29 protein-coding genes and 1 tRNA gene are annotated in these 25,773 nt (G+C 71.9%); 13 read left to right on the top strand and 17 right to left on the bottom strand.

Annotated elements, in window-relative coordinates:
• Positions 1-54: 54 nt before the first annotated feature.
• Positions 55-357 (bottom strand): SHOCT domain-containing protein, encoded by a 303-nt coding sequence (locus GVL05_RS09570; RefSeq protein ID WP_131878857.1) that lies wholly within the window; start codon positions 355-357, stop codon positions 55-57.
• 8 nt (positions 358-365) lie between these two features.
• Positions 366-794 carry a DUF6325 family protein gene (locus tag GVL05_RS09565; RefSeq protein WP_131878859.1) on the bottom strand — a complete coding sequence of 143 codons (429 nt, stop codon included), beginning with the start codon at positions 792-794 and terminating at the stop codon, positions 366-368.
• A 179-nt stretch (positions 795-973) separates the two neighbouring features.
• Between GVL05_RS09565 and GVL05_RS09560 the strand changes: the two genes are divergently transcribed.
• Positions 974-1,228 carry a DUF6458 family protein gene (locus GVL05_RS09560; protein WP_123340453.1) on the top strand — a complete coding sequence of 85 codons (255 nt, stop codon included), beginning with the start codon at positions 974-976 and terminating at the stop codon, positions 1,226-1,228.
• A gap of 17 nt (positions 1,229-1,245) precedes the next feature.
• On the top strand, positions 1,246-1,908 hold the full coding sequence (locus GVL05_RS09555; RefSeq protein WP_159573006.1) for a GAP family protein: 663 nt from the start codon (positions 1,246-1,248) through the stop codon (positions 1,906-1,908).
• 114 nt (positions 1,909-2,022) lie between these two features.
• Here GVL05_RS09555 and GVL05_RS09550 read toward each other — a convergent pair whose 3' ends face one another.
• Positions 2,023-2,958: an AraC family transcriptional regulator gene (locus tag GVL05_RS09550; RefSeq protein ID WP_235035926.1), complete on the bottom strand. Its 936-nt coding sequence runs from the start codon at positions 2,956-2,958 to the stop codon at positions 2,023-2,025.
• A gap of 104 nt (positions 2,959-3,062) precedes the next feature.
• Between GVL05_RS09550 and GVL05_RS09545 the strand changes: the two genes are divergently transcribed.
• A complete protein-coding gene (locus GVL05_RS09545; RefSeq protein ID WP_123938229.1) occupies positions 3,063-3,395 on the top strand; it encodes a hypothetical protein in 333 nt (110 codons plus the stop codon).
• A gap of 68 nt (positions 3,396-3,463) precedes the next feature.
• Here GVL05_RS09545 and GVL05_RS09540 read toward each other — a convergent pair whose 3' ends face one another.
• The gene (locus tag GVL05_RS09540; protein WP_123938230.1) at positions 3,464-3,778 is read right to left on the bottom strand and encodes a hypothetical protein; all 315 of its coding nucleotides are present in this window, start codon (positions 3,776-3,778) and stop codon (positions 3,464-3,466) included.
• A gap of 207 nt (positions 3,779-3,985) precedes the next feature.
• Here GVL05_RS09540 and GVL05_RS09535 point away from each other — a divergent pair, with 207 nt between their 5' ends.
• Complete coding sequence (locus GVL05_RS09535) at positions 3,986-4,822, top strand: alpha/beta fold hydrolase (RefSeq protein ID WP_123938231.1); 837 nt, start codon at positions 3,986-3,988, stop codon at positions 4,820-4,822.
• A 111-nt stretch (positions 4,823-4,933) separates the two neighbouring features.
• Here GVL05_RS09535 and GVL05_RS09530 read toward each other — a convergent pair whose 3' ends face one another.
• From GVL05_RS09530 to GVL05_RS09500, 7 genes are read right to left on the bottom strand one after another with little or no spacing between them, the layout of a single operon-like run.
• Positions 4,934-6,577 (bottom strand): ABC transporter ATP-binding protein, encoded by a 1,644-nt coding sequence (locus tag GVL05_RS09530; protein ID WP_159573004.1) that lies wholly within the window; start codon positions 6,575-6,577, stop codon positions 4,934-4,936.
• Positions 6,574-7,470: an ABC transporter permease gene (locus GVL05_RS09525; protein WP_159573003.1), complete on the bottom strand. Its 897-nt coding sequence runs from the start codon at positions 7,468-7,470 to the stop codon at positions 6,574-6,576. Before GVL05_RS09525 ends, GVL05_RS09530 begins: the two co-directional genes overlap by 4 nt.
• The gene (locus GVL05_RS09520; protein ID WP_131878869.1) at positions 7,467-8,450 is read right to left on the bottom strand and encodes an ABC transporter permease; all 984 of its coding nucleotides are present in this window, start codon (positions 8,448-8,450) and stop codon (positions 7,467-7,469) included. The genes GVL05_RS09525 and GVL05_RS09520 overlap by 4 nt, the downstream gene beginning before the upstream one ends.
• The gene (locus GVL05_RS09515) at positions 8,447-10,009 is read right to left on the bottom strand and encodes an ABC transporter substrate-binding protein (protein WP_123292605.1); all 1,563 of its coding nucleotides are present in this window, start codon (positions 10,007-10,009) and stop codon (positions 8,447-8,449) included. The genes GVL05_RS09520 and GVL05_RS09515 overlap by 4 nt, the downstream gene beginning before the upstream one ends.
• Before the next feature lie 56 nt (positions 10,010-10,065).
• A complete protein-coding gene (locus GVL05_RS09510; RefSeq protein WP_123292604.1) occupies positions 10,066-11,388 on the bottom strand; it encodes an NtaA/DmoA family FMN-dependent monooxygenase in 1,323 nt (440 codons plus the stop codon).
• On the bottom strand, positions 11,385-12,761 hold the full coding sequence (locus GVL05_RS09505) for an LLM class flavin-dependent oxidoreductase (RefSeq protein ID WP_123340444.1): 1,377 nt from the start codon (positions 12,759-12,761) through the stop codon (positions 11,385-11,387). The genes GVL05_RS09510 and GVL05_RS09505 overlap by 4 nt, the downstream gene beginning before the upstream one ends.
• Entirely contained in the window at positions 12,758-13,798 is a 1,041-nt protein-coding gene (locus GVL05_RS09500) for an LLM class flavin-dependent oxidoreductase (RefSeq protein ID WP_159573002.1), read from the bottom strand. Before GVL05_RS09500 ends, GVL05_RS09505 begins: the two co-directional genes overlap by 4 nt.
• 235 nt (positions 13,799-14,033) lie before the next feature.
• On the opposite strand from GVL05_RS09500, the gene GVL05_RS09495 reads away from it, so the two are divergent.
• The gene (locus GVL05_RS09495; RefSeq protein ID WP_159573001.1) at positions 14,034-15,041 is read left to right on the top strand and encodes an AraC family transcriptional regulator; all 1,008 of its coding nucleotides are present in this window, start codon (positions 14,034-14,036) and stop codon (positions 15,039-15,041) included.
• A 118-nt stretch (positions 15,042-15,159) separates the two neighbouring features.
• On the opposite strand, the gene GVL05_RS09490 is transcribed toward GVL05_RS09495, so the two are convergent.
• Positions 15,160-15,492, bottom strand: a complete 333-nt coding sequence (locus GVL05_RS09490; protein ID WP_159573000.1) for an ASCH domain-containing protein — start codon at positions 15,490-15,492, stop codon at positions 15,160-15,162.
• A 3-nt stretch (positions 15,493-15,495) separates the two neighbouring features.
• The gene (locus GVL05_RS09485; protein ID WP_132100536.1) at positions 15,496-16,485 is read right to left on the bottom strand and encodes a hypothetical protein; all 990 of its coding nucleotides are present in this window, start codon (positions 16,483-16,485) and stop codon (positions 15,496-15,498) included.
• 130 nt (positions 16,486-16,615) lie between these two features.
• Between GVL05_RS09485 and GVL05_RS09480 the strand changes: the two genes are divergently transcribed.
• Together GVL05_RS09480 and GVL05_RS09475 are read left to right on the top strand one after the other, a co-directional pair.
• Positions 16,616-17,302, top strand: a complete 687-nt coding sequence (locus tag GVL05_RS09480; protein WP_159572999.1) for an HAD family hydrolase — start codon at positions 16,616-16,618, stop codon at positions 17,300-17,302.
• Positions 17,303-17,390: 88 nt separating this feature from the next.
• The gene (locus GVL05_RS09475; protein WP_159572998.1) at positions 17,391-18,557 is read left to right on the top strand and encodes a N(5)-(carboxyethyl)ornithine synthase; all 1,167 of its coding nucleotides are present in this window, start codon (positions 17,391-17,393) and stop codon (positions 18,555-18,557) included.
• Between the two features lie 110 nt (positions 18,558-18,667).
• Here the strand turns inward: GVL05_RS09475 and GVL05_RS09470 are convergent, their stop codons facing one another.
• Positions 18,668-19,246, bottom strand: coding sequence for a TetR/AcrR family transcriptional regulator (locus tag GVL05_RS09470; protein WP_123292596.1), 579 nt, complete (start codon positions 19,244-19,246; stop codon positions 18,668-18,670).
• Positions 19,247-19,327: 81 nt separating this feature from the next.
• Between GVL05_RS09470 and GVL05_RS09465 the strand changes: the two genes are divergently transcribed.
• Positions 19,328-20,209, top strand: a complete 882-nt coding sequence (locus GVL05_RS09465) for an NAD-dependent epimerase/dehydratase family protein (RefSeq protein ID WP_131846194.1) — start codon at positions 19,328-19,330, stop codon at positions 20,207-20,209.
• Between the two features lie 149 nt (positions 20,210-20,358).
• Here GVL05_RS09465 and GVL05_RS09460 read toward each other — a convergent pair whose 3' ends face one another.
• A complete protein-coding gene (locus tag GVL05_RS09460) occupies positions 20,359-20,556 on the bottom strand; it encodes a hypothetical protein (RefSeq protein ID WP_123938243.1) in 198 nt (65 codons plus the stop codon).
• Between the two features lie 26 nt (positions 20,557-20,582).
• A tRNA-Val gene (locus GVL05_RS09455) sits at positions 20,583-20,655 on the bottom strand.
• Positions 20,656-20,766: 111 nt separating this feature from the next.
• Between GVL05_RS09455 and GVL05_RS09450 the strand changes: the two genes are divergently transcribed.
• Both GVL05_RS09450 and GVL05_RS09445 read left to right on the top strand, forming a co-directional pair.
• Positions 20,767-21,411, top strand: coding sequence for a SatD family protein (locus tag GVL05_RS09450; RefSeq protein ID WP_159572997.1), 645 nt, complete (start codon positions 20,767-20,769; stop codon positions 21,409-21,411).
• Complete coding sequence (locus GVL05_RS09445; protein ID WP_159572996.1) at positions 21,411-22,268, top strand: hypothetical protein; 858 nt, start codon at positions 21,411-21,413, stop codon at positions 22,266-22,268. Before GVL05_RS09450 ends, GVL05_RS09445 begins: the two co-directional genes overlap by 1 nt.
• Before the next feature lie 174 nt (positions 22,269-22,442).
• Here GVL05_RS09445 and GVL05_RS09440 read toward each other — a convergent pair whose 3' ends face one another.
• Entirely contained in the window at positions 22,443-23,198 is a 756-nt protein-coding gene (locus tag GVL05_RS09440; protein WP_159572995.1) for a hypothetical protein, read from the bottom strand.
• Between the two features lie 402 nt (positions 23,199-23,600).
• On the opposite strand from GVL05_RS09440, the gene GVL05_RS09435 reads away from it, so the two are divergent.
• From GVL05_RS09435 to GVL05_RS09425, 3 genes are read left to right on the top strand one after another with little or no spacing between them, the layout of a single operon-like run.
• On the top strand, positions 23,601-24,128 hold the full coding sequence (locus tag GVL05_RS09435; RefSeq protein ID WP_159572994.1) for a hypothetical protein: 528 nt from the start codon (positions 23,601-23,603) through the stop codon (positions 24,126-24,128).
• A 60-nt stretch (positions 24,129-24,188) separates the two neighbouring features.
• Positions 24,189-25,169: an aldo/keto reductase gene (locus tag GVL05_RS09430; RefSeq protein WP_159572993.1), complete on the top strand. Its 981-nt coding sequence runs from the start codon at positions 24,189-24,191 to the stop codon at positions 25,167-25,169.
• Positions 25,166-25,717, top strand: a complete 552-nt coding sequence (locus GVL05_RS09425) for a hypothetical protein (protein ID WP_159572992.1) — start codon at positions 25,166-25,168, stop codon at positions 25,715-25,717. Before GVL05_RS09430 ends, GVL05_RS09425 begins: the two co-directional genes overlap by 4 nt.
• The last annotated feature ends 56 nt before the right edge of the window (positions 25,718-25,773 follow it).

The following is a 25,773-nucleotide window of genomic DNA, read 5'->3' as shown; positions in this document are numbered from 1 at the left end:
GGTTCCCTTTCCTCGTGGTTGTCGAACGGTCGTGCTGCAGGTGGTCGGTGTCCGTCACCCGCCGATGAGGCGCTGCTTGGCGGCGGCGAACTCGTCGTCGGACAGGAGGCCCTGCTGCCGGAGCCGGCCGAGTCGCTCGAGCTCGCTCAGCAGGTCGGGAGCGGCGGGGACGTCCGCCACGGAGCGTTCCGCTGCGGCGCGTTCCGCTGCCACCCGCTCCTCTGCGGCGCGGTCCTCTGCCGCACGCTCCTCGTGCCCGCGCACCGCACCGCCGACCGCCGACGCGGTCCCGGCCACGACCGCGGTCCGTGCAGCGAGCCCGAGCAGGCCGGGTCGGCCGAATCGTCGGAACGGCATGGTGTCTCCTACCCGATGTGCGCCGAAGCGGCGAGGTCGTTGAGTTCCGGTGCGGGGACGCGTGCGCTCCAGAGCAGCTGGCCCCCGCTGTCGGCGAACCGCTCCGCCAGGTCCTTGGCCCAGAGCTGCTCGATCACGACGATCGCGGCCGAGGTCCCGGGCGCGAGCGTGTCCGCGACCTGGTCGACGTCGTCGTTGGCGGCCAGGCCGCGGGCTTCGAGGGCGACCGAGCCGGACGTGCCGGTCCTGGTCACGTCGTCGACCTCGCGGACGTTGACGGTGCCGTCCTCGGCCCGGCTGATGAGCAGCAGGTCGAGGACCCGGACCGTCTCGGCGTCCGTCAGGTCGACGAGCGCGCCGAGCACGGCGTCGTCGGGCAGCTCGCCTCGGAACGAGACGACGAACACCTCGGCCGGGCCGTACGTGAAGGTGGTCACGGTGCCTCCCCTGTGGTCATGGCACCAGGTGTAGCCGCGGCGGAACCGGTCGGGCACCACCCTGAGCGGGTGATCTGGCACGCCTCCGCAGATCACCCGAGGCGGGTGATGCACCGCCGGCACCGGCCGTTGATCGTTGCGTCCATGAACCCCGTGACAGCACGACCCGCGGTGACACCGTGAGCATCGGCGGTGGGATCTTCCTGCTCGTCGTCGGCGCGATCATGGCGTTCGCGTTCGACTTCACGGTCGTCGGCATCGACATCCAGCTCATCGGCTACATCCTGATGGTCGCCGGCTTCCTGGTCCTCGTGCTGGGGATCGTCCTCCGGCTCCGCCCGCGCCGTGCCACGACGAGCGTCGTCACCGAGATCGACCCCGTGACCGGACAGCGTGTCGTCCGCCGGGTCGACGAGGACGACCGAGGGGTCTGACCGGCACCGTGCTCGCCGTGATCGGCCAGCTGCTGCCCCTCGCCATCGCCGGTGCGCTGAGCTCCGTCCCCATCGCCGCGGTGCTCACCCTGCTGCTCGGCGGTCGCGGCCTCGGTCCGGCCGTCCTGTTCGCCGTCGGCTCGGTGACCGGGGTCTTCGTCGTCACGGTCGCCGCGACGGCGCTGCTCGGCCGTGTCCTCGTCGTGGACCTGCCGGCGACGGCGTCACCGGGCCTCGGCCTGGGCGAGTGCCTGCTCGGGGTCGTCTCGGTCGTCGCCGCGGGGGTCGTGTTCCGGCGCCCCGCCGCAGCGGGACCGAGCCGGACGAGCGCACTCCTGACGGCGGCGGTCGGCACCGTCCGACCCGCCGTCGCGCTCGCCGTGGGCGCCGTGCTCGCGCTGCGTCCGAAGGCCCTGCTGCTGGCGTCCGGCGTCGGCATCGTGCTCGCCCCGGCTGAGCTGCCGGCGGTGCCGTCGACCGTCCTCGTCGGGGCGAGCACCCTGCTGATGACGGCCACGGTGACGGGGCCGATCGTCTTCGCGCTGGTCGGTGGGGAGCCGGCCCGCGCGGACCTGGAGCGGTTCCGCACCTGGCTGCGGCACAACTCGCGCGCCGTGACCGTCGTCGTCCTCGTGCTCGTCGGCGCGGTCCTGGTCGGCGACGGCCTCGGACGGCTCTGACGCCCGACGGATGAGCCGGCGCGGAGCGGTCGACAACGACCGACCACCGACCGCCGACCGTCGACAACGACCGACCGCCGACCGCCGACCGGCGGCTGACGGAACGTCGGACCGCTACTCCCGCGCCGCCAGCGCCGTCTGCCGCGGCAGCTCCCCGAACTCCTGCCGGTAGCTCCCCGCGAACCGGCCCAGGTGCGCGAACCCCGTCGCCCGGGCGATCTCGGCGACGCTGCGGTCGTCGCCGGCCTCGAGCTGTTCCCGAGCGAGCAGGAGCCGGATCCGACGCAGGTACATCGTCGGCGTGATGCCGTGGTGCCGCTGGAACGCCGCCTGCACGCCTCGGACACTCAGCCCCGCGGCCTCGGCGACGTCGTTGACGCTGATCTGCTCGGTCGCGTGGTCGAGCAGGAACGTCTCGGCACGGGCGAAGCGCGCGGTCGACGCCATCACCGGCTCGTGCTGCCCCACCGGCCAGTGCGGGATCGCGGTCAGCAAGCCGCCGGCCGCGAACCGGGCGAGCTCGCGCTCCCGCTCGAGCGGCACGTCCGTCGGACCCTGCAGGACCTCCTGCGCGACCGACCGGACCATGAGCCACCAGGCGGCGAGCGGCGCACCCTCTGGCACGTGTCGGGGACGGAACTCCAGCGGACCCGGCGCCCAGTCACCGCGCTCGGCGGCGACCTGTTCGACGATCGACCGGTCGATGCGCAGCACGTCGTGCTGGAAGTCCACCCACCGGAACCGCTGCGGGTCCTGTCGGTAGAGCACGGGGCGGCCGATCTGCACCGGGTTGTCGTCGACCTGCGCCGAACCGGCCTTCACCCAGACGATCATCATCGCCCGCCCGGGCTCGACCGCGCCGCTCAGGGCACCCGTGCACCGCGTCGACTCGAGGGAGAGCAGGGCGGTGCCCCGCACGCGCTCCTCGAAGACGAAGCCCTCTCCGGTCGCCTCGACGGTGAGTCCGTGGGTCACGTGGGTCACCGACAGTGCCTCGGCCGCGACCGACGGCTCGTCTGTCCTGATCTCCCGCTGCGTGCGGTGCATCATCTCGGGCACGTGATGATCCTCGCGACATGTCGGCATCCGCGCAACGCACGACGCGCCGGGTTTCCTGGACGACGACCAGCATCCGCGCGTTTGACTGATGCGACATGAAGTACATCCAGTACGACCGCTCCACGTTCCTGACGAGCGACGACGTCGCCGACGCCGTGATCGAGTACGCCGCGGCGCTCGCCGGCGGCAGTCGCGCCGACGCGATCGCGGTCCCGACGGTGGCGGAGGACGGCACGATGACGACCACGAAGATCCTCATCGGCCCGTCGAGCGAGATCGTCGTCGCCGACGCGGACGAGGACGAGCTCGAGGTCGAGAACGGTGAGTTCGTGGAACGCCTGCGTGCTGCAGCGCAGACGTTCGACCACCCTGAGACGATCCACGCCGACACCCGCTCGGACCTGACGGGCGACGGACCGGTCGCCTGACCGCAGCGCGGTCGGAGCGACACGCACCGCGCGCACAGCGCCCACCGCGCTCACCGCGCGCACCGCGCTCACCGCCCGAGGTCGGTCGGGAACCTGCTGGCGTCGACCGCCAGGACCGCCTCGGTCCGTCGGCTCAGCTCGGCCAGGAACGCCCCACTCTCGGGTTCCAGGTCGTCGTCCGGCGCCGGCTCCAGGGCGACCGCCACCGCTGGTGCGAGGAGCAGCTCCACCGTGCTGGCCGCGCCGAACTCGTCGGTCGTCGGGACCGACACGACGTCGCTCAACCGGCTCTGGTGCAGGGCGGCCGCGTACCGGATCACCGCGTCGGCGACCGTGTCACCGGTCAGGACCCGGACGGTCCCCGCGTAGTTGACGTACTTCATCGGTGCTCCCTCGTGACGAGGGGCATCCGCCGCGGTGACGGTTCCCTGATCCTGCTGGACAGTAGGCCGTGGTCGCCGCGCGCGTCACAGACACCGACGCCAGAGACGGCGCCGAGGGGTCTGTCCAATCCGCGCTGTCGCTCGGGATCCCGCTGGTAGCAACGAGGTGCGTGCCGCGACCCGTGCGGCGCGGGAAGGAAGCGACTCTTGACCGAGATCACCGCCCACCACGGGCTCTTCAAGGACACGAACCTGCACGTCGACGACACCGGCGGCTCCGGCCGCACCGTCGTCCTGATCCACGGCTGGCCGCTGTCCGGCGAGTCCTGGAGCAAGCAGGTCCCGGCGTTCGTCGACGCCGGACACCGCGTCGTCACCTACGACCGTCGCGGCTTCGGTCGCAGCGACAAGCCGAAGACCGGCTACGACTACGACCACCTCACCGAGGACCTGCACACGATCCTCACCGAGCTCGACCTGCAGGACGTCACCCTCGTCGGCTTCTCGATGGGCGGCGGCGAGGTCGCCCGCTACTTCTCGAAGTACGGCACCGAGCGGCTGCACAGCGTCGTCTTCGCCTCGGCCGTGCCGCCGTACCTGCTGCAGACTTCGGACAACCCGGACGGCCCGCTGCCGAAGGAGCAGGCGGCCGAGATGACCGCGGGCCTGACGAAGGACGAGGACGCGTTCTACGACCAGTTCACGACCGACTTCTTCTCGGTGGACGGCACCCTGGTCGTCTCCGAGGAGGACCGGCAGCAGGCACTCACGCTCGCGAAGCAGGCGTCGAAGACCGCCGCGCTCGAGGCGATGGCGTCCTTCGCGAACACCGACTTCCGTGACGACCTGCCGAAGGTCACCGTGCCGACGCTCGTCATCCACGGTGACGGAGACGCGACCGTGCCGTTCGACGGCTCGGGTGCCCGCACGCACGCCGCGATCGCCGGCTCCGAGCTGCACGTCGTGGCCGGCGGCCCGCACGGCGTCAACGTCAGCCACCCGGACGAGTGGAACCGCGTGGTGCTGGCGTTCCTCGCGAAGTAGCGCGGAACGCTCAGCGTCCGCGGCACGGAACGCGACCGACAGGCGGACGGGAGGCCCGTGGCAGACCCGCCACGGGCCTCCCGTCTCCTGTACGCAGGTCCAGGGCCCCGCTCAGGCCGCGGGAGCCACCAGACCGGCGCGCCGGCGCAGGTCGAGCGCGGCCGCGACGAGCTCGCGGGTGCGCGGGTGCGCGCCCGCGTCGAACAGCCGCTCCGCGGGGCCCACGTCGACGACACGACCGCCGTCGAAGACCGCGATGCGGTCGGCGACCCGGCGCACGACGGCGAGGTCGTGCGAGATGAACACGCAGGTCGTGCCGGTGGTGCGCTGCAGGTCGAGCACCAGGTCGAGGATCCGCGCCTGCACCGAGACGTCGAGGGCCGACGTGGGTTCGTCGCACACCACCAGCGGCACCGGTCCGGCGAACGCCCGGGCGATGGCGACGCGCTGCTTCTGCCCGCCGGACAGCTGGGCCGGCCGGCGGTCGAGGACGTCGGCGGGCAGCCCGACCCGCGCCGCGAGCTGCTCGGCGGTGCCGTCGCCGTGCAGCAGCCGGATCGCCCGTCCAAGCACCTGTCGGACCGTCCGTCGCGGGTTGAGCGAGGCGTCCGCGTTCTGGAACACGACCTGCACGGGTGGGGTGCCGGTCGGCGTCCGGTCGCCGGCGTCCAGCGTGATCGTGCCGTCGTGTCGGACCAGTCCGGCGAGTGCTCGGCCGAAGGTCGTCTTGCCGGAGCCGGACTCCCCCACGACGCCCAGCACCTCACCGCGGCGCAGCTCGAGGTCGATGCCGTCGAGGGCGACGGCGCCGTCGTACTCCTTGCGGAGGCCCCTGATCGTCGCGAGGACGTCGTGCTGCGCGGTCTCGGCGGTCGTGCCCGTCGTTCCCGCCTTGCCCGTCGTTCCCGCCTTGCCCGCCGTTCCTGCCTTGCCCGTCGTGATGTCGGGCAGGGCGTCGACGAGCTGCTTCGTGTACGGCTCCGTGGGGTGGAGCAGCACCTGGGTCGCGGTGCCCTCCTCGACGAGCACCCCGTGGCGGAGCACCCCGACCCGTCCGCAGTGCGCCGCGACCAGCGGCAGGTTGTGGCTGATGAGCAGGGTCGCGAAGCCGATCTCGGTCCGGAGCTCGTCGATGAGCGCCATGATGCCCGCCTCGACCGTGCTGTCCAGGCCGGTGGTGGGTTCGTCGAGCACGAGCAGGCGCGGACGGGCCACCAGGGCCATCGCGATCGCGACGCGCTGCTGCTGACCGCCGGACAGCTCGTGCGGGTACCGGACCCCGATCGTCGTCGGCGACGGCAGCCCGACCCGGGTGAACGCCTCGATCGTCGCGGTGTCCGCAGTCGCGCGGCCGGAGCCCGTGGCGCGCAGGACCTCGGCGACCTGGCGTCCGACCGTCATCGTCGGGTTGAGGGCGAGGCCGGGTTCCTGGTGGACGACCGCCACGACGTCGCGCCGGAACCGCCGGAGGCGCTCACCGCGCAGGGACGCGACGTCGACGCCGTCGACGACCAGCGCCGACGACCCGACGGCGGCGTCCGGGCCGAGCGACGCCGTCAGCGTGCCGGCGACGGTGCTCTTGCCGGAGCCGGACTCGCCCACGAGCCCGTACGAGCCACCGGGCTCGATCACGAACGCGACGTCGTCGACCACCCGGGTGCCGCGGTACGACACGGTGAGCCCCTCGACGCGGACCAGTGCGTCGGTCGTGCCGGTGGTCCGGGGCTGCTGGCTCGTGCCGGTCTGCTCGGTCACTCGGAGACCTCCTTGAGGTTGTCGGCGATCAGGTTCGCGGACACGACGATCGACGCCACGGCGACACCCGGGAACACGACCGTCCACCACGCGGCCTGCAGGTAGGCGCGGTTCGCGTTGATGTCGAGCCCCCAGTCGGCGGCCGGTGGTTGCGAACCGAGCCCGAGGAACGACAGCGACGCGGTGATGAAGATCGCGGCACCGAGGCTCAGGACCGCCTGGATCACGAAGACCCCGATCACGTTCGGCAGCAACTCGGTGACCATCGCCCGGACGGCGCTCTCACCCTGCAGCCGTGCGGCCTGGACGTAGGACTTGCCCATCTCGACGAGCACCGCGGCCCGGACGATCCGCGCGATGCCCGGCGCGAAGAGCACGCCGACGATGAGGACGAGCGCGGGCGTCGACACCCCGAACGCACCGACGAGCACGACCAGGAAGATCAGGCTGGGCAACGCGAGCAGCACGTCGAAGAACCGCATCAGGGCGGTGTCGACCCAGCCGCGGTGGTAGCCGGCGAGCAGGCCGAGGGTGCCGCCGACGACGGTCGCCAGCGCCGCGCCGAACGGGCCGATGACGAGCGCCGGCCGTGCCCCGGCGGCGACGCGGGCGAAGACGTCACGGCCGAGCGAGTCGGTGCCGAACCAGTGCGCAGCGCTCGGCGCCTGCAGGAGCTCGCCGGTGCGGGCGAAGGGCTGCAGGCCGAGCAGGTGCCAGCCCACGGCCAGGACGACCCACCAGAGCAGGATCGCCACGGAGACCAGGAACGTGGGACGCCGGAGGAGTCCGCGCCACCCGCGGCGGGTGACCCGTGCGGTGCCCGTGGTGATCGACGCCGACGGACGACCGGCGACCCCGTCGGTCTCGACGGCGCCGGGGACGACGGCGGTCATGCGGTGGCCACCCGTTCGAAGCGGATCCGGGGATCGACCACCACGAACAGCAGGTCGGTGAGCAGGAGCGCGCCGAGCGAGAGCGCCCCGGCGAGCATCACCCCGCTCTCGAGCAGCAGGGCGTCCTTGCGTTCGGCGGCCGACACGAGCAGCGCGCCGAGGCCCGGGTAGGAGAACAGGGTCTCGACGATGACGCTGCCGCCGAGCAGGGTGCCGAGGTAGATGCCGAGCACCGAGAACGTCGGGATGAGCGCGTTGCGGACGACGTGCCGGCGGACGACCTGGCCGGTGGTCAGGCCCTTGAGCACGGCGGTGCGGTGGAACTGCGACCGGATCGTCTCGATCGTCCCCGCACGCACCATCCGGGTCAGGACGGCGAGGTACGCCAGGGCGAGCACCACGGCGGGCAGCGTGAGCACCCGGAGCCGCTCGCCGAACCCGGCGTCGAGCGCACCGGACGCCTGCACCGGCACCACCCGCAGCCAGACCGCGAAGACGAGCAGCAGCACGATCCCGACGACGAACTCCGGCACCGCCGAGATCGTCAGCAGCCCGACCGTGACGGCCCGGTCGGAGCGGCGACCCTGCCGGTACGCCTGCACGGCACCGAGCGTGATCGCGACCGGCACCATGATGACGAACGCGTACGCGCCGAGCAGCAGGGAGTTGCCGAGACGGCCGAGCACCAGGTCGCGGACCGGCTCGGAGTAGACGAAGCTCGTGCCCCAGTCCCCCGTGACGAACCCGCCGATCCAGTGCAGGTACCGGCTGACGAGGGACCCGTCGAGCCCGTGGTCGACGTTCCACGCGCGCACCTGCGCCGCCGTCGCGTACTGCCCGAGGGCGTTCCGGCCCGGGTCCCCCGGCACGACCTGGACCAGCCAGAACGTCAGGACGGAGACCACGACCAGGACGAGCGGGATCTGGACGACCCGTTGCCCGACCAGGGTCAGCAGACGACGGCGGCGCGCGGTGCTCATGACGCGGTGACCCCGATGCCCCGGAAGTCGAACCCGCCCGGGAAGTCCTGCCCCGACCGGAAGGTGCCCGTGACGCGCTTCTGCAGCAGGATGCTGCTCGACGCGAACGCAGGGACGATCACGGGCAGGTCGGTCCACTCGATCTCGGCGATCTGGTTCGCCAGGTCCTGCCGCTCCGACTCGTCGGTCGTCGACTCGTACCGGTCGGTCAGCTGCTCGAGCTCCGGGCTCGAGTACTTCGAGGCGTTCCAGACGGCGCCGTCGCGGTAGATCAGGTCGACGTACTGCGCGGGCAGGCGCTGCGCCCAGTTGGTGATCGTCACCGGGGCGTTCAGCCACGGGGTGTCGTCGCCGTCGGCGTAGTACTGCGCGCTCGTCAGCACCTTGAGGGTGACGTCGAACCCGCCGACCGCCTCGAGCTGCTGCTGCACCACCTGGGCGAGGGCCTTCTCGGCGTCGAGCGTCGTGATCTCGAACGAGACCGTCCTGCCGCCGAGCAGGTCCGCGACCTTCGCCTTGTCCTGCTCGCGCTGCTCGAGTCCCTTCGGCTGGATCGCCGAACTCGGGAAGAACGTGGTGTCGTTGCCGACCTCGGCTGCTCCGCCGTAGACCGTCTTGACGATCTCCTCGCGGTCGAGCGCGAGGGCGAAGGCCTCACGGACCTTCGGGTCGTCGAAGGGCGCCTTGGTGACGTCGAGGAAGATGCCGTCGAACTTGTTGAAGTACGGTTCGGTCTCGGTGTAGTCCGAGGCCTGCAGTGTCGACGTCGCGGTGGGGCTGGCGGCGATCTGGTCGATCTCCCCGCTCTGGAACGCGAGCAGCTGGGCCTGGTCGTCGGCGTAGAACTTCACGTCGACCTGCTGCAGCTCCACGTCCTTCGCGTCCCAGTAGTCCGGGTTCTTCGTGAACGTGGCGCCCTGGCCGGCCGAGTACTTCGTCAGCACGAACTGTCCGGCGCCGACGGGCTGCTTGGCCCAGTTCGCGCCGGCGTCGAAGCCGGCCGGCTGGATGGTCGTGTTCGAGCCCGTGAGCAGGTAGGGGAAGTCGGCGTACGGTTTGGCGAGCGTGAAGTCGATGGTCGAGGCACCGTCGGCGGCGACCGACTGCAGGATGCCGTCGAAGCTCGACTTGCCGGGCGACTGGCTGTCCTTGCCGATGATCGAGTCGAACGTCGCGACGACGTCCTTGCTCGTGAGCGCGGCACCGTCGGAGAACTGCAGGTCGTCGCGGAGCTGCACCGTCCAGGTGCGTCCGTCGGACGACGCCTTCCACGAGTCGGCCAGACGGCCCTCGAGCTTGCCCTTCGCGTCCTGGCTGAGCAGGCCCTCGGACGCCAACCCCACGATGAACATCGCGTTGTAGTCCGAGGTGGTGAGCGGGTTGATCGTGCTGTCGGGCTCCTGGAGTCCGAGCGTGTAGGTGCCGGTGTCCGAGGACGATCCGGGCGAGGCGTCGCCGCCGGACGAGCACGCGGCGAGCGTGAGGGCGAGGGCGGACGCGGTGGCCGCGAGGGCGAGGCGCTTGAGGCGACGCCGCCGCGACGTGAGGTCGACGGTCACGGATGACTCCTAGGGGTTCGGGTTGCAGGGGTGCGGTGCTGGGAGGGGTGGTGCGGTCAGCGGTGCGCGCGGTCCGGCACCCGGGGGTGTCCGAAGCGCTCGCGCAGGGTGAGGTCGTCGTACGCCGTGGCGGTCCGGCCGCGGCGCTGCAGTTCCGGCACGACGTGGTCGACGAACCGGTCGATCCCGCCGGGCAGGTACGGGAACTGCACGATGAAGCCGTCGGCGCCACCGTCGTCGGCGAGCTCCTCGAACCGGTCGGCGATCTCCGGTCCGGTGCCCGTCAGCAGGCTGCGGCGGTACGACCACGCGTAGACGTCGCGGGGCGTCGCGGGGCCGTCGGCGAGCAGCCGGTCGACCGCGGGCTTCGGCGAACGGGTCTCGTTCGAGGTGTCGAACTCCTCGGCGTAGTCGAACGGCACGTCGACGTCGCGGCCGGACAGGTCCTGCCCGATCTGGTGCGACACGTCCTCGAGGATGAGAGCGTCCGGCGTCAGGGCGAGGATCGCGTCCGCCTCGGCTCGGGCGTCGGCGGCGGTCTCCCCCACGACCGGCATCACCGACGGCATGATCTTCACCGCGTCGGCGGAGCGGCCGTGCCGGACGGCGCGGGCGCGCAGGTCGTCGACGAAGCGTCGGACGTCCGCGGTGGAGCCACCACGGGTGAACACCGCGTCGGCCGTGTCGGCGGCGAGTTCCAGCCCGGACTCGGACCCGCCGGCCTGGAACAGCAGCGGGTGGCCCTGCGGCGGCCGGGCGATGTTGAGCGGCCCGCGCACCCGGAAGAACTCGCCCTCGTGGTCGAGACGGTGCAGGCCGTCGCGGCGCGCGAAGACCCCGGACGACGGGTCGGCCACGATCGCGTCGTCGTCCCAGCTGTCCAGCAGCCCGTTGACGACGTCGACGAACTCGCGACCGCGCTCGTACCGCCGGGAGTGGTCGATGTGGGCGTCACCACCGAAGTTGCGAGCCTCTTCGTCGTAGCGGCTCGTGACGAGGTTCCACGCGGCTCGCCCACGGCTGAGGTGGTCGAGCGAGGCGAGGGTCCTGGCCACGTGGTACGGCTCGTTGTAGGTCGTCGACACGGTCGCGGCGAGGCCGATCCGCGACGTCACCTGAGACAGCGCGGCGAGCAGCGTGAACGGTTCGGGCCGCAGCGCACCGTAGTGGTCGACGCCCGACGGGTACCGGTCCCAGAAGTACAGGCCGTCGGCGAGGAAGAGCGTGTCGAAGACCCCGCGCTCGGCGGTCTGCGCGATGTGGCGGTGGTGCCGGATGCTCAGGTGCTCGGCGGGGCGCGAGGACGGGTGCCGCCACCCGGTGACGTGCGCGCCGCCCGGGTGGAAGGCGAAGGCGCCCAGCAGGATGCGGTCGCTCATGCGGACGCCTCCTGGTCGACAGCCGCGGGCGCGGGCGCGGCTGCCGAACCGTCGTACCGGCTCGCCGGTCGCGCCAGCCCGAGGTGCTCCCGCAGGGTGTCGCCGCGGTACGTGCGGTCGTACACGCCACGACGTTCGAGCTCCGGCACGACCTGGTCGACGAACCGGTCGACGCTCACCGGGATCGACGAGAACGCGAGCATGTAGCCGTCGGCGGCGTCCTGCTGGTAGCGCTCGGTCAGCCAGTCGGCGATCTGCTCGGGCGTGCCCGGCAGGAACCGACGGCGCAGGATCGTCCGGTAGACCTCGCGCAGCGTGGTGGCCTCGGCGGCGATGCGGCGGATCGACTCGTAGACGGACTTCGACTGGTTGATCGCCGTCTCGTCGAAGACGTGCTCGAACGGTGCGTCGAGCGGCCGGTCGGACAGGTCGGTCTGCAGGTAGTGGGACAGCAGGTCGAGCGAGACGCGGTCCGGAGTCAGTTCCTCGATCTCGTCGAGCTGCCGCAGCGCGTCGGCCTCGGTGTCGCCGATCACCGGCGACACCGCCGGCAGGATCAGCATCGACGACGCGTCACGTCCGTGCTCGACGGCGCGGCGCTTGTAGTCGGCGTACAGGGCCTGCGCGTCGGCGAGGTCGTCCTGCCAGAGGGTGAAGACGCCCTCGGCCTTCGCCCCGGCCAGCGCGCGGCCGGCCTCGGACGCCCCGGCCTGGAACAGCACCGGGTGGGCCTGCGGCGGCCGGGCGATGTTGAGCGGCCCGCGCACGCGGAAGAACTCGCCCTCGTGGTCGAGCACGTGCAGTCCGTCGCGCTTCGCGAAGTACCCGGACTCCTGGTCGTACAGGAACGCGTCGTCGTCCCAGCTGTCCCAGAGGCCCTGCACGACGTCGACGAACTCGGCACCCCGGCGGTAGCGGACGGCGTGGTCGAGGTTCGCGTCGCGACCGAAGTTCCAGGCCTCTTCGTCCGAGGCGCTCGTGACGAGGTTCCAGGCGGCCCGGCCCTCGCTCAGGTGGTCGATCGACGCCAGCTTCCGGGCCACGTGGTACGGCTCGTTGTAGGTGGTCGAGACGGTCGCGGCGAGCCCGATGTGCTCGGTCCGCTGCGACAGGGCACCGAGCAGGGTGAAGGGCTCGGTGCGGATGTTCACGGCGTGGTCGATGCCCGATGCGAAGCGGTCCCACACGTACAGCTCGTCGGCGATGAACAGCGTCGCGAACCCACCGCGCTCGAGCGTCTGCGCGAACCGGACGTAGTACTCGACGTCCAGGTAGGCGTCCGGTTCGCTGCCCGGCAGGCGCCAGCTCGTGACGTGCTCGCCGCCGGGGTAGAACACCATCCCGCCGAGCACCAGGCCGCCGTCGCGGGTCATGCCGTCACCGCCTCGTGGGCCAGGACGGCGCCGAGCTGCGGGGCCACCTGCTCGGCGAACAGCGCGAGGGCGTCCGTCCGTGCACCGACGTCGGAGTAGCCGTCGTCGACCTGCACGTTGAGCTGCGTCGCGTACCGGGAGTACGGCTTCGACGCGATCGACTCCGCGATGTCGTCGGCCGTGCCGTAGTGCAGGTTGAGCGACGCGGCCTTCTCGGCCAGGGTCGTCGCCGGCGGCAGGAACGACTCGCCCCACGCGTACTTCGCCTCGATGCCCGCACGCGCCTCGCGCAGCGCGGTCTCGCGGTCCGGGGCCGGGTAGATCGCCGTCGAGAGCGCGACGCGGGGAACAGCGCCGTCCGGCAGTGCGGCGTGGTAGGCGTCCGCGGTCACCTCGGCCGGCACGGTCTGCGTGGTGCCGATCAGCACCCCGTGCCCCCGACGGGCGGCGATCGCGGCGCTCTCGGCGCTGAGCGTGGCGTCCCAGATCCGGTCGAGCAGCCCGCTGCCGTCCGGGTTCAGGCGTGCGGTCCCCGTGCCGAGTGACGCACCACGCAGCGCGTCGAGCAGCCGTGCGAGCTGCTCGTCGAACGCGGCACGACGGGTGTCGTGGTCGGCCCCGACCAGACCGGGCGCGAAGACGTCGAGGGTCTCCGGGCCGCCACCGTTCGCGACGCCGAGTTCCACCCGTCCGTCGCTGATCGCGTCGAGGACGGCGGCGTCCTCGGCGACCCGGACCGGGTCCTCGTGCGGCAGCGTGACCGCTCCGAGCCCGAGCCGCAGGGTGGACGTCCGCTCGGCGAGGGCCGCGAAGAACACGAACGGTGACGGCAGTCCGCCGCGCGCCGGTGCGTCGTCGTGTCGGAAGTGGAACTGGCGGACCCAGGCCCCGTCGTACCCGAGGCGTTCCGCCGCGGTGAAGAGCTCGAGCTCCTCGCGGTAGGCCCGGGTCGCCGGCGGCGCCTCGGTGCCGTGCGAGAACACCGCGATCCGCAACGGCACCGTGGCCGCGCGGGCGGTGCGTTCGACGTGCGTCATGCAACACTCCCTCGTCAGTGGAGCGATGCAAACACGAGCGAGCGACGCGCACGAGCGTCGACGTAACGGGGCGCAGTGATTCGTCACGGAACGTAGGAGAGCGCGCACCGCGCGGAACAGGAGCATCATCACCGCCCTTGTGCCCGGAGCAGGACCGACGTAGCTTGGCGGCAGCTGCCCCGGACCCCGGTCGCCGGAACTCCTGTGTTCCTCGAGACGATCAGGGAGTGTCACCGTGCCGCAACAATCCGTCGACGAGACGTCATCCGCGACCACCACCGAACCGAGCACCGCCACCGCTGCCGCACCGGTCCGCCTGGAGGCCTCGGCGTCCTCGCCCGAACAGGCCCTCGAGCAGTTGCCGGGCCTCGTCACGGGCACCTCCTGGCAGACCCGTCCGACCACCGGGGCGTACTCGTTCCGGTACCTGGCCGTCGGTGACGGCAACGTGACGCTCCGCCGGTCGCAGATGCGCGGCTACGTCCGCGGCACCGTGGCCCCCGACGACGCGTACGTCGTCGTCCTGGTGCTCGGCGGCGTCGTCACGCTCGACCTCCTGCGCGGCGGCGGGCCGGTCGACAACGGCGTGCCGGCGCTGATGCCCACCGAACGACGCGCCGTGGTCGAGGCCAGCAACCACGACGCCGTCATGGTGCACCTCACCCGCGCGTTCGTGCGGTCCGTCGCCGAGGAGCGCCACGGCCTGCCCTCCGGCGGCCTGCACCTCGACGAGCGTGCCGTCCCCGCAGCGGACGCCGTCGTGCGCTGGCGGCAGGTCCTCGAGTCCGCTCGTCGGGTCCTCGCGGCGCAGGGTGTGGCCTCCACCGCCTGGTCGGACGCCACCCGGGCCGTCGCCGTCGCCTTCCTCGCCCTGTACCCACCGAAGGCCGCCGAACCGTCGAGCGCCCTGTGGGCACCCCGGAACGCCCGGATCCGGCGAGCGGTCGACCACGTGCACGAGCACGCGGCGGAACCCATCGCCGTGTCGGACCTCGCCGCGGTGTCCGGCTTGAGCGTCCGTGCCGTGCAGGAGTCGTTCCAGCGGCTGTTCGGGATGCCGCCGTCGGCCTACGTCCGGTCCGTCCGGCTCCAGCGCGTCCGGGGCGACCTGCTGCGACTCGACACCGCGACCACCTCGGTGAGCGAGGTCGCCCGCAGCTGGGGGTTCGCCCACCTCGGCCGGTTCTCGGCGGAGTACACGAGCCGCTACGGGGAGTACCCGAAGGCCACGCTGCACCGGTGACCGGTCGAGCGCGCGCCACGCGCCCTGGGCAGGGCCGACGGGCGGACGGGAGGCGCGGGGCGGGCCCGGACCGCGCCTCCCGTCCGTCAGGTCGTCCCGTCCACCGCCCTGACGGACGTCACGCAGACGGCGTCGCGTCGAGCGCGATGACCGCGACCTGGACCACTGCGTCGTCCGGCATGTCCGGGTAGTAGTTGGCGCGCAGCTGCCGGGCGAAGTCGACCATGTCGGTGTCGGCCGGCTGGTGCGCTGCCCAAGGGGTGAGCTCCGCCAGGCGGTGGTCGGTCACCTCGGTGACCTGGCCGGCCAACGGCGTCGCCGAGGGGTGCTCGTCGAGGACGAACACCGCGGGGCCGGTGCGGACGTCCTCGTGCCAGCGCACCGTCGTGACCTTCTCGCCGCGCTGGACGGCGTCGTGGTGCTTCTGGTGGAAGTGGATCGTCTGGGACACGGATCAAGTCTGGTCGATGTCGACCAGGTCCGCGTGCCGCGCGGCGTAGGCCGTCGCACGGCGGATCCGGCGGAGCGTCAGCGGGACGATCCAGACGAGCACCGCCACCATGAGCGCGAGGAACACCGGCGGCAGGATCCCGAGGTCGCCGCGGATCCACGTCGACACCATCTGGAACGCGAGCGCTGTGTAGAGCAGCCCGATGTACGCGAGCTGGAACCGCAGCGCGAGTGGGACCACCGTGGCGTACCGGACGGCGCCGACCTGCTCAGCCGGGTCGAGCGGCAGGTCCGCGCCGCGGGCCACGATCTTCGCGAAGCGACGGAGTCGACCGAGGTCGTGGCCGGCGGACGCCCGCAAGAGCCCGTTCAACGGCAGCGACTGGAGCAGGGCCGCGAACGCGGTCGCAGTGAAGACCAGCTGGCCGGCGAGGAAGGCCGCCTGGGTGAGTCCAGCGGGGTCGTCCCCGGTGAGGGCGGCCAGGACCACCACGCCGATCGTCACGACGACGATGGACACGCCGAAGGTCACCGCGATCACCACGATCGTGTGGCGGAGTTCGGCCGGTCCGAACCGGTAGCCGACCGGGTACGCCGACGGCGACGGCTCCGTGCGCCGGAACAGCGCACCGAGTGGACGCGCGATCACCAGCAGCGCCGCCGCTCCCCCGATCAGCACGACCGGCACCCAGACCGGCGCACCGGCCGAGACCGACGCGAGCACGATGACCACCGCACCCGCCACGTCCACGGCGACCACGCCCAGCAGCCACCACCGCAGGTACCGGGAGCTGTCCGTGGACGACCGGTGGTCCCAGTAGCCCGCCAACGACCCGACCACCGCAGGTCCGACGACGAACATCGGGATGCTGACGCTCACCGCGATGATCAGGACGTCCGAGACGTCGCTGAGTTCGAACACCGCCAGCAGGGTGCCCCCGAGGGTGAGCGCCGTGATCAGCACGATGAGCAGGACGTAGCTCAGGACCCGCATGGGGTGACTCCTCTTCCGGCAGGACGACGCCTCCCAGTGCATCCTGGCCGAGCGCCGACGGGCCGGCCCACTTCGTGCGGAGAACCGCATCACGTCAGGTCGTCGAGGTCGCCGTCCCTACGCTGAGGACATGGCGCATCTGCGAGCGGTCGGGTTCGACCTCGACGGGACGCTGTTCGACCACCGTGGCGCAGCGACCGCCGGTGCCGCCCGGTTCCTCGAGTCACTCGGCGTGCACGCCTCGGCGTTCGCCATCGGCCGCTGGTTCGCCGCCGAGACCGAGCAGTTCGAGCGGTGGCGAACAGGGCAGATCAGCTTCCCCGAGCAGCGGCGCGAACGGCTGCGGGCCGTCCTTCCCGCGCTCGGCGTGCCGATCCCCGCCGACGACGGTGGGCTGGACGAGCTCTTCGACGCGTACCGGCACCAGTACGAGGCATCGTGGCGTGCGTACCCGGGGAGCCTGCCGCTGCTGCGGACGCTCCGTGTGCAGGGGTACCGCATCGGCGTGCTGACGAACGGCACCGAGACGCAGCAGGTCGACAAGCTGCGCCGCACCGGCTTGCTCGACGCAGTCGACGTGGTGTGCACCTCGGAGCGGATCGGGGTGCAGAAGCCGGACCGTCGCGCGTTCGAGACCCTGTCCGCCGAACTCGGCGTCGAGCCGAGCGGCTGCTTGTTCGTCGGGGACAGTGTCGCGCACGACGTGGAGGCGGCCTGGGCCGCCGGGATGCACGGGCTGTTGATCGACCACGAGGCCACGGACGGCCCCGACATGGAGACCCTGGTGCTCACGGCGCTCGCCGACCGCCGCGGGTGACGTGGCCGCTCGGCCGCTCGGCCGCTCGGCCGCTCGACGGCTCGACGGCTCGGCCGCTCGGCGGCGGCAAGCGGCCGTAGAGTGCACCATGACCCAAACACCGGCAGCATCGCCGCTGCTGCACCTCGGGGTGCTGGCCGAGTCGCGGAAACCCGACGAACGCCGCCTCCCGATCCACCCCGCCCACTTCGAGCGCATCGACCCCGACCTGCGCGCGAACATCATCCTGGAACGCGGGTACGGTCGCCGCTTCGGCGTCACGGACGACCAGCTCGAACCCCTCGTCGGCGCCATGGCGGACCGAGCCGAGCTCATCGCCGCGTCGGACGTCGTCCTGCTGCCCAAGCCCCAGGTGTCCGACCTCGAGGACCTGCGGGACGGGCAGGTCCTGTGGGGCTGGCCGCACTGCGTGCAGGACCCCGCCCTCACCCAGGTCGCGATCGACAAGCGCCTGACCCTCATCGCGTGGGAGTCGATGAACCACTGGCGGTCGGACGGCGGGTTCAGCCTGCACGTGTTCCACAAGAACAACGAGCTCGCGGGCTACTGCTCGGTCATCCACGCCCTGCAGCTCTGTGGTTCCACCGGGGACTACGGCCGCCGCCTCACCGCGGTCGTGATCGGCTTCGGGGCTACCGCCCGCGGTGCCGTCACCGCGCTGAACGCCCACGGGATCCACGACGTCCGCGTCCTGACCAATCGCGACATCGCCGCCGTGGGATCGCCGATCCCGTCCGTCGACATGCTGCAGATCAGCCAGGACGACCACGACCCCAGCGGCAACACGGTCAAGACCGAGGACGGTCCGGTGCCGCTGGCGCCGTACCTGGCCGAGAACGACATCGTCGTGAACTGCACGCTCCAGGACCCGAACGCGCCGCTCACGTACCTGCGCACCGAGGACCTGGGCGTGTTCCGTCCGGGCAGCCTCATCGTCGACGTCTCGATCGACGTGGGGATGGGGTTCGAGTGGGCGCAGGCGACGACCTTCGCCGAACCGATGACCACCGTCGGCGAGAGCACGAACTACTACGCCGTCGACCACAGCCCCTCGCTGCTCTGGAACTCGACGACGTGGGAGATCAGCGACGCGTTGATGCCGTTCCTCCGGCCGGTGATGGCGGGCGCGGCCGCGTGGGCCGACTCGGACACGATCCGACGCGCCGTCGAGATCGAGGACGGCCACGTGCGCAACCCGGCGATCCTCGCGTTCCAGGGCCGCTCGGACGAGTACCCGCACGCGGTGGCCGGCTGACCCGGGCGCTGGGCGGGCGCTGGTCGGGCGCTGGTCGGGCGCTGACCCGATGCGGAACGACGAGGTCGACGTCGTGCGACAACGGCCTCGTCGTACCGCGTCGGCGGTGCTCACCGGAGCGCCGCAGCAGCCTCCCGCAGCTCGGCGAACGCTGCGAGCGCATGACCCGCGAGTCCGTCGTCATCAGCGCGTGCCGCACCGGCCCACCGGTCGAACCCCTGCTTGAAGGCGAGCACGCCCATCTCGCTCGCGAGCCGGGCCGTCGGTTCCGCGACCCCGCGCTCGATGAGCGCATCGGTCATCGCGGCGGCCATCCCGACGCTCTTCAGGGCGTCGCGCTCCTGCAGTTCGGCGCTCGCAGCGACCGCGGCCTTGAGTCGCGGTCCCAGCTCGCGGTTCATCGGACCCATCTCGCCCGATGCACGTTCGAGCCCAGCGGCGACGGCGTCGAGCGGTGAACGTTCGGGCGCTGCGTCGGTGATCCCCTCGGACAACAAGCGGCTCAGCGTCTCCTGCCCGGCGACGAGCAGTTCGCGCTTGTCCGGGAAGTGTCGGAAGAAGGTGCTCTTCGTGACCCCCGCTCGCTCGGCGATCTGCGTCACGGTCGTCTCGTCGTACCCCTGCTCGGAGAACAGGTCGACGGCGGCCAGGACCAGCCGTTCCCGAGCTCCCGGTTCCCATCGCGCCATGGAAGCATCCTACGGGACGGGACAATTGTCTCATCACAGGTGTACGGTGACGAGACACTTGTCCCATCACTGGAGGATCTCATGCGCGTCTTCATCACCGGCGGCACCGGCACCATCGGAACGGCCGTCGTCGCCGAACTCATCGCCGCAGGCCACAGCGTCACTGCGCTCGCCCGCTCGGAACGCTCGGCCGCAGCCCTCACCGCGGCGGGCGCAGAACCGATCCGGGGCGGTCTCGGCGACCTCGACGTCCTGCGTGCCGGTGCTCGCGCCGCCGACGGCGTCGTCAGCCTCGCGTTCTCGAGCGACTTCAGCTCGCCGGACGCCCTGACCCGGGGCATCGCCGAGGAGGCGGACGCGATGGCCGCACTCGGCGAGGAACTCGTCGGCTCCGACCGCCCGTTCGTCGTCGTGTCCGGCACCCCGTGGGTCCCGGGCAGGGCGTCGACCGAGGCCGACCCTCTGCCCCTCGAGGGACCGGTCGCCGGCCGCGCTCGGTCGACGCTCGCCGCGCTCGAGCTCGCGGAGCGCGGCGTCCGGGTGTCGGCGATCCGCCTGCCGCGGACCGTGCACGCCGACGGCACGGGCGGCTTCGCGGGCATCCTCACCGAGACGGCCCGAGGCAGCGGCGTGGCCGGGTACCCCGGAGACGGCGAACAGCGCTGGCCCGCCGTGCACGCTCGGGACGCTGCCGTGCTCTTCCGACTGGCGCTGGAGGTCGCACCGGCCGGCACGGTCTGGCACGCCGTGGCCGACGAGGGCGACCGGGTGCGCGACCTCGCCGAGGTGATCGGCCGACGGCTCGGACTGCCGGTCGAGCGCGTCGCGGATGAGACGTTCGGGGCGTTCGCCCCGATCTTCGTGATGGACCAGCCGGCGTCGAGTGAGCACACGCGTCGCACGCTCGGTTGGGAGCCGGTCCACGAATCACTGCTGGCAGACCTGGAACACGTCGAGCGCTGACGTCGAGCGCTGACGTCGCGCCCTGGGCGCGACCGAGGGACGGACGGGAGGCGCGGTGCAGGCCCGCACCGTGCCTCCCGTCCGCCGTCGGCGCGCGTGACCTGCCCCGCGTCGGTCGCGCGGACCGGTGCGGTCGTCAGGCGGTGCGGTCAGTTCCCCCACACGAAGAACGCGATGACCCCGCCGACCAAGACCGCGCCGATCGGGACGAGGTACACCCAGTCGTGACGGATCGGACCCTGTCCGGGCTGGTGGTCGCGCTGGAACGGGGCGACCGGGTTCCCACTCGTTCCCGGCAAGAAGTCGACGGAGTGCTGTCGGACCGGCTCGTGTCGTCGGCTGTTCATCGGACCCCCCGTGATCGCGTCTGCGGTGGGCTCTGGCGGGCTCGAACCGCCGACCACTTCGGTGTAAACGAAGTGCTCTACCAACTGAGCTAAGAGCCCGCGACACGATCCTAGAGGTCGATTCCCCGTATCGTTGCGCTGGACATCCCGTCCGTTGGCCAGTTCAGCGCTCGGCTTCATTTCGCCGATAGTAAGCCGTACACTTAACCCATGTCCGACGACCCCGTCTACGCCGTGATCCTCGACCTCGTCGACTCACGAACGCTCGACGACCGCCCCGCCGCACAGCGCGAGGTCGAGCAGGCGTTCCGCGAGACGACCGACGTCACCCCGGTGGACCCGGTGCACGCGACCGTCGGCGACGAATTCCAGGTGATCTACGCCACGCTCACCGACGCGCTCGTCGCCAGCACCGCCGCCATGCTCGCCCTGCCACCGACGGTGCAGGTCCGGCTCGGGATGGGTCGCGGGACGGTGCGGACGGTGGGGTCCGGTACGAGCGGTCCGCTCCAGGACGGCCCGGCGTGGTGGTCCGCCCGCGACGCCATCAACGAGACGCACCGCCGTGAAGACGGCAGGACGTCCTTCCTCCGGTCGTGGTTCCACGCGTCCGACGATCGCCACGGCACCGAGGAGCGACTCGTGAACGCCTACTTCCTCAGCCGCGACCACGTCATGGCCCGCCTGACGCCCCGGACGAGACGCATCGCGCTCGGCCTCGTCCAGGGCCGGACCCAGGCGCAGATCGCCGCGACCGAGGGGATCACCCCGTCAGCGGTGTCCCAGTCGGTGCAGAAGTCGGGTGTGGCCGCGATCGTCGAGGGCCTCCGGGTCCTCGTGGGACAGGAACGCTGATGCTCGCCGGGATCCTCCTCGCACTCATCGGTCTGGGCGACGTCGTCCGGGCCCGCACCGGTGCCGATGCACACCGGCAGCGCACGCTGACCACCATCGCGGTCGTCGTGCTGTGGGCCGGGGTGTCCGCCGTGGCGTGGCTCGGTCTCGGTGTCCCCGTGTGGGGTGTCCTCGTCACGGTGGTGCTCGCGGCGGCGTGGATCGCCACGACCGCGCCGGTCCGAGCCGGTGCCGGGACCGCCGACAACGACCGTGACGCGCCGACGACCCGGGGGCTGCTGCGGCGGTCCGGGTCCTGGCCCGCGGTCCTGCTCGCCGTCGCCGTCGCCGTGCTGCTGCTCTGGGGGCCGCTGCCCGACGGCACGGGCTTCGTGGTCGACTGGCACGACGGCTCGGGCCTGGCGTTCGTCGACACCGTTCCACTCGCCGCCGTCGTGGGCGGTGTCGGCTCGGCGCTGTTCCTCGTCGACTCCGCGAACGTGGTCGTCGCCCAGGCACTCCCGCCGGGACTGCAGCGCGGAGCCACCACGGGCGCCGAGGCCGATGACCTCCGCCGCCGGTTCGGGCGACGCCGACGCTCCGACGCCGACGCCGAACAGTCCGGGGACAGCACGGTGAGCCTCAAGGGTGGACGACTGATCGGCCCGATCGAACGGCTGCTGTTGGCCGGTTTCGCGGTGGCGGGGGCCTTCCCGGTGGTCGCCGCACTGATCGCGGCCAAGGGCATCGTCCGGTTCCCCGAGATCCGGCGCGAGACGACCGGCTACCAGGCGGAGTACTTCCTGATCGGCAGCCTGGTGAGCTGGGCGATGGCGTTCGCCGCCGCCGGCATGTGCTGGCTCCTGGCGCACAGCTGACCCGCGCGGAGCCCGTCGCTCGCGCCCGTCCCGGCTGCGTCCCCCGAGGTTCCGAAATCTCGGCATCTCGCGGCCCTGAGCGCGTCGCTGTGGAACCTCGGCGACGAACGGGCGGCGAGTTGTGGAACCTCGGCGCAACGAGTCCGCCCGGCATCGGGGCGCTTCGGAGCCTCGTCAGGCCGCGCGGCGGGCCCGACCCTCGACCTGGCGTTGGACGAACGCCTGTCGGAGTCGCTCGAACAGCACGGCCGGACGCCCGGTGTCGGCAGCTGTCGCGTGGATGACGATCCAGCCGTTCACCGCGAACCCGTTCGACCGGCGCTGATCGTGCTGGAACGTGCGGCGGTCACGGTGGTGGTCGCCGTCGTACTCGAGCGCGATCCGGAGCGTCGGCCAGGCGAGGTCTGCGCGGCCGAGGAACGAACCGCGGTCGTCCACGACGTCGACGTTCACCTCGGGTTCCGGGAACCCGGCGTCGACGACTCCGAGCCGGAGACGGGTCTCCATCGGTGACTCGACTCCTGTCCGCACCTTGTCCAGCGCCGCTCGTGCTCGTCGTGCCGAGCGAGTCCCCGCGACGACCGCGGCCGCCAGTCCGTCGATGGTGGCGAGGCCGCTCGGGCCGACGAGGTGGTCACCCAGCACGACGAGCTCGATCGGGGTGAGCAGCGACGCCGACTCGAACCATGCGCGTGCCGGCGGGCTGACCGGGATGCCGCGGACGAGATGCGGTCGGAAGCCCTCGACGCGTGTCCGGTGCGGGACGACCTGCGGCCGGCGCATGATCGGCGCGGTCCCGATCGCCGTCACGTGCACGAGCTCGTCGTCGAGGCGCGACGGGAGTGGCGCTCCCCAGAGCCGTGCGGCCGTGGTGTGGCTGACGAACTGGTCGCTCCGGAGGACGACGGCGATCGCTTCGACGACCGTCACGGGCACGTCCGCTCGGACCCGGACGCCGTGGACCGGCGCCCTGAGGTCTCGACGGGTCAATCGCGCAGGGCTCGCTCCGGCCGCGATGGCCTGCCGCACCAGGAACGGCCTCGGCGAGTGGTCATGTCGTGCTCGGCTCCCCATGACGAGAGCATCGCGCACGAGGCGCCGGGCCCGACCCCGGTGGGACGCATCTGTGGAGAACGACGCGGGACGGGCCTCCAGTCCGAACCAAAAGGACGTGGCGAGGTTCCACGACATGCCGCGCGATGATCACCGAGGTGCCGATCCCGGGCGAACAGCGGCCCGAGGTGCCGAGATTTCGGAACCTCGGGGCGCACCGCGGAACCTCGGGCGCACCCGCACCCGAGAACCCCGGGGGTGGCGGGTACCCTCTCCCTCGTGAACGGTGCCGGTGTCCTCGACGAATCCGGGCGGCTGCGGCTCCTCGGCTCCGGGGTGACGGGTGCCGCGTTCGCGGTCGTCCTCGTCATGCTCGTGTTGTCGTCGTGGACGGAGGCGACCACCACCGTCCTGGTCTCCGTCGGCATCCCGTCCGCGGCGGCAGGTGCCGCGATCGCCGTGTACCTGCAGCTCCGGTCCTGGCGCGCCGAGGGCGGGTACGAGAACTCAGTCCTGGTCCGCGACTGGGTCGCCGAGGGCCAGATCCCGGTCGGAGTACCCGCCGACCTGTGGATCCCGCTCGTCCAGGCGCAGGCCGACCGCGAGGGAGCCGGCTGGGGCAAGGTCGTCCTCGGCACGCTGTGGATCGCGATGACGTGGTCGATGCGTGACCAGCACGACGCCCTCATCACGACGATGTTGATCCTGCTCTGGGCCGGCATGGTCCTGTGGGCGGCGGTGTGGGTCATCCCCCGTGCTCGAGCGGCCCGTGCGCTGCTCCGCCGCGGCGTCTCCACGATCGGCTGAGCGACCGCGCGGGACCATCGGCTGAGCGACCGCCGGAGCCCGCTGACTACGCTCGGCGGCATGCAGAGTCGCACCCTCGGTCGCACCGGCCGCGAAGTCTCCCCCATCGGTCTCGGTACGTGGCAGTTCGGCGGTGACTGGGGTCCGGTGAGCGAGGCGGACGCGAACGCCGTGATGGACGCCTCGGTCGAGTCCGGTGTCACGCTCTTCGACACCGCCGACGTGTACGGCGACGGTCGCAGCGAGCAGCTCATCGGTTCATGGCGCGCATCGAACCCCGACGTGCCGGTGACGGTCACGACGAAGATGGGGCGCCGCGCCGAGCAGGTCCCGGCGAACTACGTCGCAGCGAACTTCCGCGAGTGGGTCGACCGTTCCCGCACGAACCTGCGGCAGGACACGCTCGACCTGGTGCAGCTGCACTGCCCGCCGTCCGAGGTCATCGGCGACGACGCCGTGTACGACGCCCTCGACGCGCTGGTCGCCGACGGCTCGGTCGCCGCCTACGGCGTCAGCGTCGAGACGGCCGACCAGGCACTCGCAGCGATCGCCCGGCCCGGCGTCGCGAGCGTCCAGATCATCCTCAACGCGTTCCGGCTCAAGCCGCTGGACCGCGTGCTGCCGGCGGCCCTGGAGGCAGGGGTCGGCATCCTCGCGCGCGTCCCGCTGGCGTCGGGGTTGCTGTCCGGCAAGTACACGACGGAGACGTCGTTCGCCGAGGGCGACCACCGCAACTACAACCGCCACGGCGAGGCCTTCGACCAGGGCGAGACGTTCAGCGGTGTGGACTACGACGACGGCGTGCGCGCGGCACAGACCTTCGCAGCGTCACTGCCGGACGCCGTCTCGGTGCCGCAGGCGGCGCTCGCCTGGGTCATCGCACAGGACGGCGTGACCGCGGCGATCCCCGGAGCCCGCAACCCGGAGCAGGCCCGGTCGAACGCGGCGGCCGGCGACCTGCCGGAGATCGACGGCCTGGACGCCACGGTGCGCGACCTCTACGACACGTGGTTCCGCGCCACGGTCCACGACCGCTGGTGAGGACCCGCGTCGTCGCGGTCGCGGTGGCAGCACTCCTGCTGCTGTCCGGCTGCGCAGCGCCGGAGGCGGGGGCGTCGCGCGACGCTCCGCCCTGGCCGCGGCCGACCGACCTGTCCGCCCGTGCCGACGCGGCGGGGCTGCGGAACGTGTGGGGCGAGCGGCTCGCCGAGCACGTCCACACCCACCTGACGATCCTCGACGGCGACACCCCGGTGACGGTCCCGGCGAACATCGGGCACTCGGACCGGGGGAAGTTCGCCGCCGAGATCCACACGCACGACACCTCGGGCATCGTGCACGTCGAGTCCCCCACCGAGCAGACGTTCACGCTCGGCCAGTTCTTCGACGAGTGGGGTGTCTCGCTCGGTCCGGAACACGTCGGCGGCCTGCGCGGCGAGCTCACGGTGTGGGTGGACGGGCGCCGGACGATCGGCAACCCACGCTCCATCGAGCTGACGAACCGGCGCGAGGTCGTCCTGATCGTCACGACGATCGGCGAGGTCCCGCGCCTGCCAGCCCCGTTCGACTGGCCGCCGCAGTACGGCTAGCTCGAACGCTGCGAGGTTCCGTACCCGGTGCGACCCGCCGGGACTCGCACCGAAGA

This window comes from Curtobacterium sp. 18060 (assembly GCF_902706105.1).
In the GTDB taxonomy this organism is placed as follows: domain Bacteria; phylum Actinomycetota; class Actinomycetes; order Actinomycetales; family Microbacteriaceae; genus Curtobacterium.
Note: the sequence above shows the minus strand (reverse complement) of the source record. Positions and strands in the feature narration are given on the sequence as shown.